The organism is Pseudarthrobacter sp. TRD_SC_9, from assembly GCF_055361265.1.
The window spans coordinates 2,435,669-2,450,842 of the sequence record NZ_CM143956.1; the positions used below are offsets into that span (position 1 = coordinate 2,435,669).

Annotated in this window: 11 protein-coding genes and 2 tRNA genes; 5 read left to right on the forward strand and 8 right to left on the reverse strand. The window is 63.4% G+C overall.

All coding sequences use genetic code 11. The features are described from left to right. Positions 1-26: 26 nt before the first annotated feature. From ACWA13_RS11355 to ilvD, 7 genes are all read right to left on the reverse strand, one after another. On the reverse strand, positions 27-782 hold the full coding sequence (locus ACWA13_RS11355) for an ABC transporter ATP-binding protein (RefSeq protein ID WP_463934161.1): 756 nt from the start codon (positions 780-782) through the stop codon (positions 27-29). Beyond that, positions 779-3,571: an ABC transporter permease gene (locus tag ACWA13_RS11360; protein WP_463934163.1), complete on the reverse strand. Its 2,793-nt coding sequence runs from the start codon at positions 3,569-3,571 to the stop codon at positions 779-781. Before ACWA13_RS11360 ends, ACWA13_RS11355 begins: the two co-directional genes overlap by 4 nt. 217 nt (positions 3,572-3,788) lie before the next feature. Further along, positions 3,789-5,378: a phosphoglycerate dehydrogenase gene (serA, locus tag ACWA13_RS11365; protein WP_463934164.1), complete on the reverse strand. Its 1,590-nt coding sequence runs from the start codon at positions 5,376-5,378 to the stop codon at positions 3,789-3,791. Positions 5,379-5,507: 129 nt separating this feature from the next. Continuing rightward, positions 5,508-6,533: a ketol-acid reductoisomerase gene (gene ilvC, locus ACWA13_RS11370; protein WP_463934166.1), complete on the reverse strand. Its 1,026-nt coding sequence runs from the start codon at positions 6,531-6,533 to the stop codon at positions 5,508-5,510. A gap of 123 nt (positions 6,534-6,656) precedes the next feature. Then, positions 6,657-7,169, reverse strand: coding sequence for an acetolactate synthase small subunit (gene ilvN, locus ACWA13_RS11375; protein ID WP_463934168.1), 513 nt, complete (start codon positions 7,167-7,169; stop codon positions 6,657-6,659). Between the two features lie 2 nt (positions 7,170-7,171). Next, complete coding sequence (locus ACWA13_RS11380; RefSeq protein WP_463934170.1) at positions 7,172-9,079, reverse strand: acetolactate synthase large subunit; 1,908 nt, start codon at positions 9,077-9,079, stop codon at positions 7,172-7,174. A gap of 344 nt (positions 9,080-9,423) precedes the next feature. Further along, positions 9,424-11,145 (reverse strand): dihydroxy-acid dehydratase, encoded by a 1,722-nt coding sequence (gene ilvD / locus ACWA13_RS11385; protein WP_463934172.1) that lies wholly within the window; start codon positions 11,143-11,145, stop codon positions 9,424-9,426. Between the two features lie 223 nt (positions 11,146-11,368). Here ilvD and ACWA13_RS11390 point away from each other — a divergent pair, with 223 nt between their 5' ends. The 3 genes from ACWA13_RS11390 (at position 11,369) to ACWA13_RS11400 (ending at position 13,765) form a co-directional block, all read left to right on the forward strand. Further along, positions 11,369-12,367, forward strand: coding sequence for a sunset domain-containing protein (locus tag ACWA13_RS11390; protein ID WP_463934174.1), 999 nt, complete (start codon positions 11,369-11,371; stop codon positions 12,365-12,367). Between the two features lie 73 nt (positions 12,368-12,440). Continuing rightward, positions 12,441-13,577 (forward strand): PQQ-dependent sugar dehydrogenase, encoded by a 1,137-nt coding sequence (locus tag ACWA13_RS11395; protein ID WP_463934176.1) that lies wholly within the window; start codon positions 12,441-12,443, stop codon positions 13,575-13,577. Positions 13,578-13,692: 115 nt separating this feature from the next. Continuing rightward, positions 13,693-13,765 (forward strand) — tRNA-Lys (locus ACWA13_RS11400). 136 nt (positions 13,766-13,901) lie between these two features. On the opposite strand, the gene ACWA13_RS11405 is transcribed toward ACWA13_RS11400, so the two are convergent. Beyond that, positions 13,902-14,351: a MarR family winged helix-turn-helix transcriptional regulator gene (locus ACWA13_RS11405; protein WP_463937913.1), complete on the reverse strand. Its 450-nt coding sequence runs from the start codon at positions 14,349-14,351 to the stop codon at positions 13,902-13,904. A gap of 98 nt (positions 14,352-14,449) precedes the next feature. Here ACWA13_RS11405 and bcp point away from each other — a divergent pair, with 98 nt between their 5' ends. Further along, entirely contained in the window at positions 14,450-14,929 is a 480-nt protein-coding gene (gene bcp, locus ACWA13_RS11410; protein ID WP_463934178.1) for a thioredoxin-dependent thiol peroxidase, read from the forward strand. Positions 14,930-15,021: 92 nt separating this feature from the next. Then, positions 15,022-15,103: transfer RNA gene (locus ACWA13_RS11415), tRNA-Leu, on the forward strand. Positions 15,104-15,174 lie beyond the last annotated feature (71 nt).

A 15,174-nucleotide genomic window follows, 5' to 3' on the forward strand; every position in this document is an offset into this window, starting at 1 on the left:
GATTACCTTTAGTGCGGAGGGAAGAACTAGATCAGTTCGGTGAGGGTGTCGCTCTGGCGGACCAGTTCGTGGTCGTGGGAGGCCACCAGGACGGCGATGCCGTCATTGGTGGTGTCCTTCAGGATGCTGATGATGCGGTTGGCAGACGCGCGGTCCAGGCTGGCTGTGGGCTCATCCACCACCAGGACGCGGGTGCCAAGAATCAGCGCGCGGGCAATGGCCACCCGCTGCCGTTCGCCACCGGACAGCTGCGCCGGGCGGTGCCGCATGCGGCGGCCCAGCCCCACCAGGTCCAGCAGGTCCTTTGCCATGTCGTGGCGCTGCTTGACCTGCCCATCGGGAACCGCGGGCAGCAGTACGTTCTCCAGCGCGCTCATGCCGTCGATCAGCGCACCGCCCTGGTCCACATACCCGATCAGGGCACGACGGCGGTCGGCAATTTCGTCGTCGCCCATTGTTTCAAGGGAATCGCCTTCCCAGAAAACCCTGCCCGACGTCGGCAGGGACAGTCCGGCGCCGACCGTCAGGATACTGGTCTTGCCGGAGCCACTGCGGCCGGCAACGCAGTGCATCTCACCGGCGTGGAGTGTCAGGTTGAAGTTCTCGACCACCGAGACGGCTTCGGAGCCGCCCTTGCCGCCGCCGTAGCGGATGGTGATGCCGTCCAATTCCATCGGGGTCGCGTGATCGGCGGCCTTGACGATGGTGTTGGCCCTGGTCTGGAGGGCGACATCGCCGTTGGCGTCCCGACGGGTCCGTTGAAGATTGGGCTCGTGTGTCATTGGACCACTTTCGTTGCAATTGGAATCCAGCAAAGTACGGCGACCAGGCCGGCCAGGCCCGCCCACAGGACAGCGTAAGGGGCCACCAGCAGGCCGATCCCCAGCGCTCCCAGAACGCCCAGCGGAACCGCCACGGTTCCCACCAGGGCATTTTCGAAGAGGCGCACCTGACTGAGCATGTCAGGGTTCCAGCCCATCGCTTCCAGGATGGAAAGGTACTGGCGTTTGGCCTGGAGTTCAAACCGCCCCGTGACCAGCGTCAGGACCAGTCCCACCAGGACCCCGGCGAGGGCCAGGATAACGCTTGGAGCGGCGATGCTCGCCGCCGCCAGGCCGCTCAGGGCGCTGGCACCGGCCGCCCTGGGAATATCGATAAGCAGAGCAATCAGACCCCCGACTGCCGCTCCAAAGACGCCAACGGCCACGGCAAGCGCCACGGTGTTGAACTTGTTGGTACTCAACTGCCGGTTGGCAAACGTCAGCGCGGAGTCGACGGGAATAAGCCGCTCATCATGCTGCGGCTCCTGGTCGATGATGTCGCGATGGCGCAGCTGCTGGGCGGCGAAGAAGGCCGCGGCGGCGTACAGGACCAGGACGGACAGGGAGACGACGGCGGTCACCAGGCTCCAACTGGCCAGGCTCAGGATCAGACCTGACACGGCGAGCATGCCTGCCCCCACGCCGAACTCTGCGAGGACCCAGGAACGGATCCTGGCCTGGGTCCAGCCCATGGCACGCAGGATGCCCGCTTCTGTCCGACGCTTCCGGACATAGCTGACGGTGGAGGCGCCGGTCAGCAACGCTGCGCCGCAGAGAGTGAGGAACAGCAAGGTGATGTTTGTGCTGGTCAACGAACCGGACACCGCGTCTGCGGCATTCTGCCTGACCCACGACTGCTGGACTGTGCCCAGCGCGGACTCCTTGCCGGCGTCGTCCTTGGAGTACCCCGGGACGAAGATGCTCACATCCTCGCGGGCTGAACCGGCCACGACGGTGGCCTCCAGGCCGAGACCGCGGATCTGGTCCGCCAGCTCCTCGACCTCGGGCTGTGCCTGCTTCCAGCTGCCGCCTGCGGAGGATCGTACCCGGATGGCGTCGATGACGTCAGCGTTCTCGGCGTAGCCGCGGGCAGCAGCGAGGCCGTAGTAGTCGGTGATGGCGCCCGCCGACTGGCTGGCCAGACCCGTCGCACTCAGCGACGGCTTCAGGGTGGTGGCCTCTACAGTGTTGCCATCCGCATCGCGGGTCAGAGTCAGCGGCGTGGGATCGTAGCCGCCCAACGGCAGGCGGTTGACGTCGCCGGCGGCTTCCTGGACGGCAGCAGGATCAAAAGTGCCATAGACCATGGGCAGCGGTGCCGCCAGCTTCCCTCCCGTTTCAAGGTCCTCACGATAGGCGCGCTCGTCCACCGGATCGCGCTGGGTCTGATCCACGGGTGAACCATCAACTCCCGTGCTCGGGAGCCGGTTGACGGTGACCCAATCACGGGGAACCGCGGTTTTCGCTACTGCCCCGTTGGGCGCAGTCCCGGAATCGGTGTAGTCGGGAGCGGCGGCGAAGTCGGTGCTCCACTTGGCTGGCTCGTACAGGCCCTGGTTGAAGTTTCCGCCGGCGCCCAAGAGGCCGGAGTGGTCCTCGGATCCAGGCCAGGACAAGGCGAAGGGATCATCGGACACGAACGGCAGGTAGCCTTCGCCGAGCGATTTGGTCGCGGTGCCGATGTCCTTGACCACGTTTCCGGCCGCGTCGAGTTCCTCGATCTTGACGTTGTAGGTCAGGTCAAGGGTGGTCCCGGAGCGGACAATCAACGGGATGGCCTGAGAGTCTGCGGTGATGTGGCCCTTGGCTTTGGCCTGCTGGTACTGGGACATCAGGGGGGCCCAGTGCTTGAGCTTGACGCCCAGGAAGTCAGGGCCCTCTTCCAGTTCCTTGGGCGTGATGCCACTGGTGAAGAGGCTTTCGAAGTGGCGGCCGATCGCACCGGCGTTACGGGCATCGGCGGGAGGCGCTTTTTCCAGCGGAGCCAGGAAATCGCCGGCCGTACCAAGCAGTGCCCGCTCGGCAATGGGGTCGACGGCCACAACGGATTCGGTGATTTCCGGCGCCGTGGGCAACGAAACTGAAAGATTGAACAGGTTGTGGACGGAGCCGCCGGCCGGAGACGGGAACTTGATGCCAGTCTCGCCTTCGGCGGGAGCAATCTGGATGCTGGTGCCGCCGGGGGTGGTGGTCTCCACGATGCGGGCCTTGCCCAGCGAGCCCTCAGCCGACGTCTCAAACAGGGTCTGCTGGCTGGATCCGTCGGAGCTGACGGCAGAGGCCGTCAGCCGGTACGTTTTGGCTTCGTCCGTCAGTACGGACTCGGCGGCCGGCCACGACGACGGGCTCGTCCCGCCGGGCTGCTCAACTGTGGCTGTGCCCACCAGGCCGGGGTTGTAACCCAGGTAGTCCATGGCGTCCAGCCGCGGTGCCTGCACGTTCTGTGTGACCCGGGAGACAAGGCTGATGGGTGCCGCAACGGAGGTGCCGCCGAGCTCACGGATGCTTTCCAGCTGTTCAAAACTGATGCCCCCGGAACCGTTGGCGATATCCGGCTGCAGCAGCACTCCGGAATCTGCTTTCGGCTGCACGAGGATGTCGTAGAGTCCGCGGGAATTCTCATCCACTGTCCGGTCCAGCGCGGCCTGCGACTGCCCCTGGACCAGGACGGAGAGTCCCATGGCGATGATCAAAATGGCCGCGGTCAACAGCAGCACACGGCTTCTGATGAACCTCTGGACGGCGTTCATTGGGCTCCTGAAAGCTGGATTGCGTACGCACGCCACAACCCTCCGGGAGAAGTGAAGGGTTGTGTCCCTGGCGGGGGTGCAAAAGGTATCGGCCGGCCTGCCCGGCATGGTCCCGCAAAGGGACCATGCCATTGTAAGCAGACCGGCCAATCATACGTGCCTCGCTCTGGCGCGTCGCATTGGCGCGTCGCGAAGCAGAGGGACACGCGTCGTGAATCTAGTCTTCGAGGTCCACTTCACGAACCATGTCAGCACCGATGCCGGCCTTGATCGCGTCAAGGACCTGCTGCGGCACAGAACTGTCGATGGTCAGCAGCGCAAGAACCTGGCCACCTTCTGCCTGGCGGGCAACCTGCATGCTTGCAATGTTGATGTTGTTCATGCCCAGGATGTGGCCGATCGTGCCGATGACGCCGGGGCGGTCCGAGTACGCCACCACCACAAGGTGCTCGCTGATGGGGATTTCCATCTCGAAACCGTTGATTCCCACCAGCTTCTGGATCTGCTTGGGGCCGGTCAAGGTACCGGCAACCGAGATCTGGCTGCCGTCGCTGAGGGCGCCGCGCAGGGTCAGGACGTTGCGGTACGACTCGGTGTCCGGTGTGGTGATGAGCCGGACGTTGATTCCGCGCTGCTCCGCGATCACCGGCGCGTTGACGTAGGAGACCTGCTCGGTCACGACGTCGGCAAAGATGCCCTTGAGCGCTGCCAGTTCCAGGACCTTGACGTCGAGGGTGGAGATCTCTCCGGCCACCTCAACGTCCACCTGCGTGAGCGAGGCGTGGGTCATGGCGGTGAAGATGCGGCCCAGTTTTTCGATCAGCGGAATGCCGGGGCGGACGTCGGGAGCAATGACGCCACCGGCGACGTTGACGGCATCCGGGACCAGCTCACCGGCCAGGGCCAGGCGGACAGACTTGGCCACCGAAACGCCGGCTTTCTCCTGCGCCTCGTCAGTGGATGCACCCAGGTGCGGGGTGACAATCACGTTGTCCAGCTTCATGAACGGCAGGTCGGTGCTGGGTTCCTTGACGAAGACGTCTACGGCGGCACCTGCGATCTGGCGGTCCTGCAGGGCATCGAACAGTGCGGCTTCGTCCACCAGGCCGCCGCGCGCGACGTTGACGACGTAGGCGCTGGGCTTCATCTTGGTGAAGGCATCGGCTCCCAGCATCCCGACGGTCTCCGGGGTCTTGGGCATGTGGATGGTGACGAAGTCGGCCTGGCTCAGGAGTTCATCGAGCGTGACCAGCCTGACGCCCAGCTGAGCGGCGCGGGCCGATGTGATGTAGGGGTCGTAGGCAAGGATCTCGGTGTCGAACCCCTGAAGGCGTGCGGCAACGAGCGCGCCGATCCGCCCCAGGCCGATGATGCCGATCTTCTTCTCAAAGAGCTCAATGCCTGTGTACTTGGAGCGTTTCCATTCGCCGCCCTTGAGCGCTGCACTGGCCTGCGGGATGTGGCGGGCCAGGCTCAGGATGTGGCCCACGGTCAGTTCTGCCGCCGACACGATGTTCGACGTCGGGGCGTTGACCACCATGACACCCGCCTGGGTGGCCGCCTTGATGTCCACATTGTCCAGGCCGACGCCGGCGCGGGCGATGACTTTGAGGTTCCTGGCTGCTGCAATGGCTTCGGCATCAACCTGTGTGGCGGAGCGGACCAGGATGGCGTCGACGTCGACGATGGCCGCCAGCAGCTGGGAACGATCCGCGCCGTCGGTCTGGCGGATCTCGAAATCCGGGCCAAGGGCCTCAATGGTGGCGGGCGAAAGTTCTTCAGCGAGAAGTACTACAGGTTTTGACACGGTGATCCTCTGCGTTGCAGTCCGGGGGATAAAACAAAGTCTAGGCTTACACGAAGGCCGGGCCCACATTGTTAAGTGTGAACCCGGCCTCAGTCGCGCGTAAGGGTCGCGAAGGTGATGGGACGCAGCTTAGCGGGCTGCTGAACCTTCCACGTAGTCCACGTCCTGCTGCTGCCAGGAGAACAGGGAGCGCAGTTCGCGGCCAACGGCCTCGATCGGGTGCTGCTCTGCCTTGGCGCGCAGCTCCTTGAACTCAGCGCCGCCGTTGTCCTGGTCCTCGATGAAGCGCTTGGCGAATGCACCGGACTGAATGTCGGCGAGGACGGCCTCCATGTTTTCTTTCACCTCGGGGGTGATGACGCGCGGGCCGGAGACGTAGTCGCCGTACTCTGCGGTGTCAGAAACGCTCCAGCGCTGCTTGGCAATGCCGCCTTCCCACATGAGGTCAACAATGAGCTTGAGCTCGTGGAGTACCTCGAAGTAGGCGATCTGCGGCTGGTAACCGGCCTCGGTCAGGGTCTCGAAACCGTACTGGACCAGCTGGGAGACGCCGCCACACAGGACAGCCTGCTCGCCGAAGAGGTCCGTTTCGGTCTCTTCGGTGAAGGTGGTCTTGATGACGCCGGCGCGGGTGCCACCGATTGCCTTGGCGTAGGACTTGGCCAGTTCCCAGGCGGAACCTGAGGCGTCCTGCTCGACGGCGATGATGTCCGGGATGCCACGGCCGGCTTCGAATTCGCGGCGCACGGTGTGGCCAGGGGCCTTCGGTGCGATGAGGATGACGTCGACGCCCTCCGGCGCCTCGATGTAGCCGAAGCGGATGTTGAAGCCGTGTGCGAAGGCCAATGCCTTGCCCGGGGTGAGCTTGTCCTTGATGGAGTCATTGTAGATCGAGCGCTGGTGCTGGTCCGGCGCCAGGATCATGATGACATCGGCCCATTCAGCGGCGTCGGCAACGTTCTTAACCGTAAAGCCCGCCTCTTCGGCCTTGGCGATCGACGTGGATCCCTCCTTGAGGGCGATGGCAACCTCGACACCGGAGTCGCGGAGGTTCAAGGCGTGGGCATGACCCTGTGAGCCATAGCCGACGATTGCGACCTTGCGACCCTGGATGATCGACAGGTCGGCGTCATCGTCATAGAACATTTCAGTCACTTGGGGTTTCTCCTCTTGAGTGGATTCTTTGGTAATTAGTTCTGTGGTGTTGCGGGTTTCTTGGTACTACGCGGGATTTGCGCCACCGGAGGGCCACGGCCCTTCCCTGTGTATGAAGCGGTACTAAGCGCTGCGCAAGGCCCTGTCACTCATGGAGCGGGATCCCCGTCCAACAGCCAAGGTGCCGGACTGCACAATTTCGCGGATACCGAACGGTTCAAGCACCGAAAGGAGTGCATTGATTTTATCCGGGTGGCCGGTGGCTTCAATGACAACGGAATCGGTGGAGACGTCGACTACTGAAGCGCGGAACAGGTCTGCAGCCTGGGTCACTTGCAGGCGTGTTCCGGCATCCGCACGCACCTTGACCAGGATGTGGTCTCGCTGCACGGAAGATTCGGATGTCAGCTCAACGATCTTGATGACGTTGACCAACTTGTTCAACTGTTTGGTGACCTGTTCAATCAGGTCCCCGTCGGCGTCGACCACTACTGTCATCCGGGACATGCCCGGGACTTCGGTGGGGCCCACGGCCAGCGAGTTGATGTTGAAGGCGCGGCGGGCGAAGAGGCTGGCTACGCGGGTCAGTACGCCGGGTTTGTCTTCAACCAGGACGGAGAGTGTGTGGCGGGGCATGTTCAGTCTTCCTCTTCCCAATCCGGGGTCAGGTTGCGGGCAACCTGGATCTGGTCGTTGCTGACGCCGGCGGGCACCATTGGCCACACCATGGAGTTGGGGCTGACCACGAAGTCGATAACCACGGGACGGTCATTGATTTCCAGCGCCTTCTGGATGGTTGCGTCGATGTCTTCGTCGCGCTCACACCGGAAGGATGCGCAGCCGTAGGCATCTGCCAGCTTGACGAAGTCCGGGATCCGGACGGTGTCATGACCGGTGTTGAGGTCGGTGTTGGAGTAGCGGCCCTCGTAGAAGAGGGTCTGCCACTGCCGCACCATACCCAGCGATGAGTTGTTGATGACGGCGACCTTGATGGGGATCTTGTTGATGGCACAGGTAGCAAGTTCCTGGTTGGTCATCTGGAAGCATCCGTCGCCGTCGATGGCCCAGACCACACGGTCCGGCTCCCCCACCTTCGCACCCATTGCTGCCGGCACGGCATACCCCATGGTCCCGGCGCCGCCGGAATTGAGCCAGGCGTGCGGGCGCTCGTACTTGATGAACTGGGCTGCCCACATCTGATGCTGTCCCACTCCGGCAACGTAAATGCCTTCCGGTCCGGTCAGCGCACCAATGCGCTCGATGACCTTCTGCGGAGCGGTCAGGCCGTCGTCCGGTTCGGTCCAGCCCAGCGGGTAGGTTTCCTTCAGGTTGTTCAGGAAGGTCCACCAGTGCCCCAGGTCCGGAGTTCCGGTAGCTCCGAACTGGGCTTTTACGGCCTCGGTCAGTTCCGGAATGATTTCCTTGACCGAGCCGACAATAGGAACGTCAGCCGTCCGGTTCTTGGAGATTTCCGCAGGGTCGATGTCAGCGTGGATGACCTTGGCCAGCGGCGCAAAGGTCTTCAGCACGCCGGTGACCCGGTCATCAAAGCGGGCGCCCAGCGTGATCAGGAGGTCGGACTGCTGGAGCGCCGTTACGGCGGAGACAGTGCCGTGCATACCGGGCATCCCCATGTGTTGCGGGTGCGAATCCGGGAACACTCCCTTGGCCATCAGGGTTGTGACCACGGGCGCTCCGGTTGCTTCGGCCAGTTCCAGCAACTCTGCGGAGGCATGGGCCTTGACAACACCGCCACCCACGTAGAGGACCGGCTTCTTGGCCGCAGCAATCAGTTTGGCGGCTTCGCGGACCTGCTTGTTGTGGCCACGCGTGACCGGACGGTAGCCGGGCAGGTCAATCCGCGGCGGCCAGGAGAAGGTCATCTGGCCTTGCTGTGCGTCCTTGGCAACGTCAACCAGCACCGGGCCCGGGCGGCCTGTCGACGCAAGGTGGAAGGCCTCCGCCATCACGTGCGGAATGTCATTGGGATCGGTCACCAGGAAGGAATGCTTGGTGATGGGCATGGTGATGCCCACGATGTCTGCTTCCTGGAAGGCGTCAGTGCCAATCACCCCGCTGGAGACCTGGCCGGTGATGGCGACCATCGGCACGGAGTCCATGTGGGCATCCATGATGGCGGTGACGAGGTTGGTGGCTCCGGGGCCGGAGGTGGCGATGCAGACGCCTACCCGGCCGGTAACCATGGCGTAGCCTTGCGCGGCGTGGCCGGCTCCCTGTTCGTGACGCACCAGCACGTGATTCATGCTGGATGCCATCAAGGGGTCATAGGTGGGCAGGATCGCGCCACCGGGCAAACCAAAGATGTCGTCGACGCCGAGTTCTTCGAGCGAGCGGACGATTGCTTGTGAGCCGGTCATCACCGTCGGGGGTACAACGTTGTTCGGCCCAAGTACAGGAGAGACAGCGGCAAGATCGGTGACGACGACGGCGGTGCCAGCCGCTCTATCGGCACGTTCCGGAGCCTTGGGGGCTCCTGCGGACTTTGTAGCCATCAGCGAGGGGCTGATCGGCGATCCTTTGCTCATCGGACTCTTCCTTGTGGATCATGGGTGGTGCCTGGAAACTGCGGAAAATAAAAAAACCCCTCAGCCGAAGGCTCTGCGAGGGGTTGCGCGTGACGGTTCGTTACCAGTCGGGCTATTGAGCCACGCGCCTGGTAAGGACGACGCCAACGGTAACGAAACTGATCATGCGATCAGTTTTCCCTCTGGTGGGAAACGTGTCAACGCGACCCCTTCAACGTCTCACCATGTGGACGCCATTGTCCACCTACTGGTCCCCAAGACCCTGCTGGTTGAGCCTATCGAAACCCGGGTCCCGACAAGCTCAACCAACAAGACCCGGTGGTTGAGCCAGTCGAAACCAAGCGCTACCCGCAGTATGCGCCCGTGGATGCGCTGTGCACCAGCTTGGCGTATTTGGCCAGCACGCCCTTGGTGAACTTGGCCGGCAGCGGCTCCCAGCCGATTTTGCGGGATTCGAGCTCGGCTTCATCCACCAGGAGATCGAAGCTGCGGGCTGCGATGTCCACACGGATCCGGTCGCCGTTCCTGACGAAAGCAATAGGACCGCCGTCGACCGCTTCCGGGGCAACGTGTCCGATGCAGAGGCCGGTAGTACCTCCGGAGAACCGTCCGTCGGTCAGCAGCAGGACGTCCTTGCCCAGCCCCGCACCCTTGATGGCGCCGGTGATGGCCAGCATCTCGCGCATGCCGGGACCACCCTTGGGTCCTTCGTAACGGATCACCACAACATCGCCCTTGTGGATCTCACCGTTATCGAGGGCCTCCAGGGCGCCCTGCTCGCGTTCGAAGACCTTGGCTGTGCCCTCGAAAACGTCCGCGTCGAACCCTGCGCTCTTCACCACGGCGCCTTCAGGAGCCATGCTGCCGTGCAGGATGGTGATGCCGCCGGTCTTGTGGATGGGGTTGTCCATCGCCCGGAGAATCTTGCCGTCGAGGTCCGGCGGGTTGATGGCGGCGAGGTTCTCCGCAACGGTCTTACCGGTGACGGTGAGGCAGTCGCCGTGCAGCAGGCCGGCGTCGAGCAGTGCACGCATGATCACGGGCACACCGCCGATTTTGTCGACGTCGGTCATCACGTAACGACCGAACGGCTTGAGGTCACCCAGGTGCGGGATGCGGTCGCCGATGCGGTTGAAGTCGTCCAGCGTCAGTTCAACTTCAGCTTCGCGGGCAATGGCCAGCAGGTGCAGCACGGCGTTGGTGGAACCGCCGAAAGCCATGGTGACCGCGATGGCATTCTCGAACGCCTTCTTGGTCATGATGTCGCGGGCGGTGATGCCGAGGCGGAGCAGGTTTACCACCGCTTCACCGGACTTGCGGGCAAACTCATCACGACGGCGGTCTGCCGAAGGCGGAGCTGCCGAACCCGGCAGGGACATGCCCAGCGCCTCGCCGATGCAGGCCATGGTGTTGGCCGTGTACATGCCGCCGCAGGCGCCTTCACCCGGGCAAATGGCCTTTTCGATGCGGGTGAGGTCTTCCAGGCTCATCTTGCCGGCGGCGCAGGCTCCGACGGCTTCGAAGGCGTCAATCAGGGTGACTTCCTTCTCGGAACCATCCTCCAGCTTGACCCAGCCGGGCATGATCGAGCCAGCGTAGAGGAACACACTGGCCAGGTCCAGGCGGGCAGCAGCCATCAGCATGCCGGGAAGTGACTTGTCACAGCCGGCCAGCAGCACCGAGCCGTCGATGCGCTCAGCCTGCATCACGGTCTCCACGGAGTCTGCAATGACTTCGCGGGAGACGAGCGAGAAGTGCATGCCCTCGTGGCCCATGGAGATGCCGTCCGAAACGGAAATGGTGCCGAACTGCATGGGGAACCCGCCGCCCGCGTGGACGCCTTCTTTGGCGCCCTGGGCAAGGCGGTTGAGCGAAAGGTTGCAGGGGGTGATTTCGTTCCAAGAACTGGCGACGCCGATCTGCGGCTTGGCGAAGTCGTCATCGCCCATGCCGACCGCGCGGAACATGCCGCGCGCGGGGGCTGCGTGGATTCCGTCGGTGACAACACGGCTGCGTGGCTTGATGTCTGGCGAGGTGGCGGTGGAGATCTGGGTGTCCTGACTCATGGGTCAAAGTCTATGGCTCCGTGGCGGCGGGGAACGACCTTAACCGGCCATGGAAGCTCAATTAAGGGAATATTTCGATCAGATCATGGACGGATGTCTCACAATATGAGACAAGGCGGGAACGGCCGGCGCGTCCGGTGAGGCCCGCATGCTGGACAGGCCAGATCACACCGACGTACGGTCATTGCACGGCAACCATGCCTGGCGAAGAGAGGGCTCTGCCATGGAGATTGTTATCGGGATTATTGCCATTGTCTTGGCAGTGGCCATTATCTGGTGGCTGGTCAACCGCAGAGGATCGGGCGACGGCGGCACAGCCAATCAACCCACGGCTTCGGACGTCCGGCCCGGTACAGAGCGCGAGTCCTCCGGAGGAGCACTGTCCCATGGCAGCCTGGCAGGCCCCTCAGCAGAAGCAGCCGCCACAGCGGGTATCCCCGGCGCGGCAGGATACGGCTCAACCTCGACCGCCACACCGCCCGTCACCCCGGAAGACGAACACGATGCCGCGGTTGCCTACAGCGCAGGAGCGGGCAAGGCTCCTGCCGGGAATGTGGAAGCGGCGTCGTCACATACCGGGGACCCCGGCGTCGACAGTTCCGAAGGCGAAGGCGACGTTGACGACTGGACGACCGGCACTGGCGCCGGACCGGAAGCCGAGACTCCAGCGGCCACCTCGTCGGCAACAGGTTCGACGGCAGTACCTGACCAGCAACCCGGTTCAGTGCCCGACGCCGCGGGTGCCAGCTCGCTCGAAGCGGCACCGCCGGAGAACCGCGAGTCTGAGCGGCGGGCGGCCGAGGAGCGCGCGGCCCAGGACCAGGCCGAATGGGAAGCGCAGTGGTCTGATGCCGAGGGAAATCCCACCCAACCACCGTCCGGTCGGCATAGTGAACACACAACGCCGCACGCCCCAACACTTTCTGGCGTGGAAACGGGTGCTGCAGAGCCTACCCAGGACTCGCCGGGCCAGAATTCGCCGGAGTCAGCGGAGCCCCTCGGGCACCTGGCCGCCGAACAGCCGTATGGTGAGGGATCGGCGTCACCGGGACCCGATGGCGGACCGCCCTCCGGCTACTCGGTTAAGGGTGATGCATCCGCCATGGTCTACTACGACGAAACCGACCCCGGCTATGAGGAAGCAGCCTGCAACGTGTGGTTCCTTTCGCCCGCGCATGCTGAGGCAGCGGGCTTCCGCGAGCCGAGGCGCATGCGGCGATGAGCACGCCGGGCGGGATGGGTGCCGGCCTCCGGCTCTTCAGCAAGTACAGTGCCGCCCTGTCCACCGTCTCACCATGAATTTCCGCAAGTGCATCGCCATCGCGGCACTCGGCGTAGCCTCGGCAACGGCCCTGGCGGCGTGCACCGGCAACTCACCGCTCCCGGCTTCTTCCTCTCCCATTGCCCCAACCTCCACTCTTGCCGCAAATCCCACTGCAGGCCAGCAACAACCGCTTCCGACGACGGCAGGGGAACCGCAGCTGCTGCGCCGCCTGGACCTTGGGCTGGACACTCCCTGGGCGGTGGTTTTCCTGCCGGACGGTACCGCCGTTATTTCGGAGCGGGACACGGCCCTCCTCAAATCCGTGAAGGACGACCGGACAAGCACCGTCGGCGAGGTGCCCGGCGTCGTTCCCGGCGGCGAAGGCGGGCTGCTGGGCCTGGCGGTCTCCCCCGACTTCGCCACGGACCGCTACCTCTACGCCTATTTCACCTCCCGCAGCGATAACCGGATCGCCCGGCTGGCCTTGGAGGCCGATGACACCGGACGATTGACTGCCGGAGCCCCGGAGGTGATTTTCAGCGGCATTCCCAAGGCGACCACCCACAATGGCGGCAGGATCCGCTTCGGCCCTGATGGAATGCTTTATGTGGCCACGGGCGATTCCCAGCGCCGGGAGCAGCCCCAGAATCGTGAAGCGCTGGGCGGCAAGATCCTGCGCCTCACCCCGGATGGAACACCGGCACCGGGAAATCCCTTCGGCAACAACCCCGTTTACAGCCTTGGTCACCGGAACGTGCAGGGCCTGGCGTGGGACAACGGGGGACGCCTGTGGGCCAGCGAGTTTGGCCCCACTGTGGATGACGAGCTGAACCTCATTGTGCCCGGTGGAAACTACGGCTGGCCGGATGTCACGGGGGCGCCCGGCCGCAGCCCTTACACGGACGCCAAGGTTGTCTGGCCTGAGACCGCGGAATCCTCGCCGAGCGGGCTGGAGATCATCGGAACTACCGCTTACCTGGGCGCCCTTCGCGGCCAAAGGCTATGGACGGTCCGGCTGGACGGCGAATCGGCAGGGGACCCTGTGAGCCACTTCACCCGGGAGTACGGCAGGCTGCGCGACGTTGCGAGGGCTCCAAGCGGTGAAATCTGGGTGCTCAGTAACGGTCAGAACCCCGATTTCGCGCTGATTATTCGTCCTGCCGGTTAGGCTTCAACTGCCAAGGAATGCGGATTTCACTTGGACCGGAACTTCGTGTAGAGTTACATGTCGTTGCGGAGATCGCCGAGGGAAAGAAAAAGCCCACGGCGGTTCGCCAACACCTGCACCTCTAGCTCAATTGGCAGAGCAATTGACTCTTAATCAATGGGTTCCGGGTTCAAGTCCCGGGGGGTGCACCCATCAGAAAGCCGGTCCAGGAACAGCAGAAATGCTGAGCCTGGGCCGGCTTTTGGTTTTTGTCCTGAGGTAGTTTGTGCCTTGAAACCACGCAAAAAAGAGGCCGCTGATCATCAGCGGCCTCTTCAGCAGTTGTTAGTTGTTGTTTTCAACCATTGCTTTAGTCATCGGCGAGGAATACCGGTTTGCCAGCTCGCGGACCACTGACTGCAGCTCCTGCCGGAGGAGATCCGGGTCAATCGACGCGGCGGCCAATACGGCACGTTCCATATCGACGGCGGCAGCAACGGCTTCCCTCCCCTGTTCGGTGAGGGAGACCACGTGGCTGCGGCGATCTGTGCTGCTGCGGACACGGGCAATGTGGCCATGGCTCTCAAGACGGCTGAGGGTCTTCCCCATGGTCTGGGCCTGGACACGCACCAATTGGGCCAGCTGGGCCTGGGTCATGGGCCCGTTGGCAGCCAGGACCTCAATAGCAATCACACCGGCATGGGTCAGGCCGATGGCTCCCAGCTTTTCATTCCAGGAGTGTTCGACGAGGCGGGCCGCCGTGGACAAGAGACGTCCCGTGGGCCAGCGTTCCATATCAGGCATAGTATCCAGTATAACCAAGCCGAGATTCGTTTCGGTGCGGGCGATCTTACTAAGCTGAGCTGTTCAACAAACCAACAAGGAGTACAGATTTGGTTAACAGACTCTCGCCTGGAACTGCGGCACCGGACTTCACCCTCCCCGATTCCACTGGCGCCATCGTCTCACTGCAGTCCCAGCCCGGCGAAACAGGCCGCAGCACCGTGCTGTACTTCTACCCCGCGGCGTCTACACCCGGCTGCACCAAGCAGGCGTGCGACTTCCGTGATTCCCTGGCATCCCTGCAGGCCGCCGGCTACAACGTGCTGGGAATATCACCGGATCCGGTGCCCAAACTGGCCAAATTCGCCGATAAAGAAAGCCTGACCTTTCCACTCCTCTCCGACGCCGACCATGCGGTGGCGGAAGCCTACGGAGCATGGGGCGAGAAGAAGAACTACGGAAAGACTTACCACGGACTCATCCGTTCCACTTTCGTCATTGACCCGGACGGCCAAATCGTCCTGGCCCAGTACAACGTGCGCGCCACTGGCCACGTTGCCAAACTCCGGCGGGACTTGAAGCTGGACTGACTCTTTCACCGACACGACTCGGTGGACACAGCGACAGGTACAATGAATGCTGGCATCAGCGCCCGGGCCTTCATGGCCTCGGAGCGGTGCAGGCGCGAGTGGTGAAATTGGCAGACACGCAGGATTTAGGTTCCTGTGCCTTCGGGCGTGGGGGTTCAAGTCCCCCCTTGCGCACTTCCACACCCCCGGTCCGGCGGGCCGGGGGTGTTCCTTTTCGCAAAAAAATCAGCCGGGCTGTCAATTAG

Excerpts from the sequence above, each read along its gene's own strand:
- ACWA13_RS11355 (WP_463934161.1), bottom strand. The coding sequence starts at position 782 with ATGACACACGAGCCCAATCTTCAACGGACCCGTCGGGACGCCAACGGC.
- ACWA13_RS11360 (WP_463934163.1), bottom strand. The coding sequence starts at position 3,571 with ATGAACGCCGTCCAGAGGTTCATCAGAAGCCGTGTGCTGCTGTTGACC.
- ilvN (WP_463934168.1), bottom strand. The coding sequence starts at position 7,169 with ATGCCCCGCCACACACTCTCCGTCCTGGTTGAAGACAAACCCGGCGTA.
- ACWA13_RS11380 (WP_463934170.1), bottom strand. The coding sequence starts at position 9,079 with ATGAGCAAAGGATCGCCGATCAGCCCCTCGCTGATGGCTACAAAGTCC.
- ilvD (WP_463934172.1), bottom strand. The coding sequence starts at position 11,145 with ATGAGTCAGGACACCCAGATCTCCACCGCCACCTCGCCAGACATCAAG.
- ACWA13_RS11390 (WP_463934174.1), top strand. The coding sequence starts at position 11,369 with ATGGAGATTGTTATCGGGATTATTGCCATTGTCTTGGCAGTGGCCATT.
- ACWA13_RS11395 (WP_463934176.1), top strand. The coding sequence starts at position 12,441 with ATGAATTTCCGCAAGTGCATCGCCATCGCGGCACTCGGCGTAGCCTCG.
- ACWA13_RS11405 (WP_463937913.1), bottom strand. The coding sequence starts at position 14,351 with ATGGAACGCTGGCCCACGGGACGTCTCTTGTCCACGGCGGCCCGCCTC.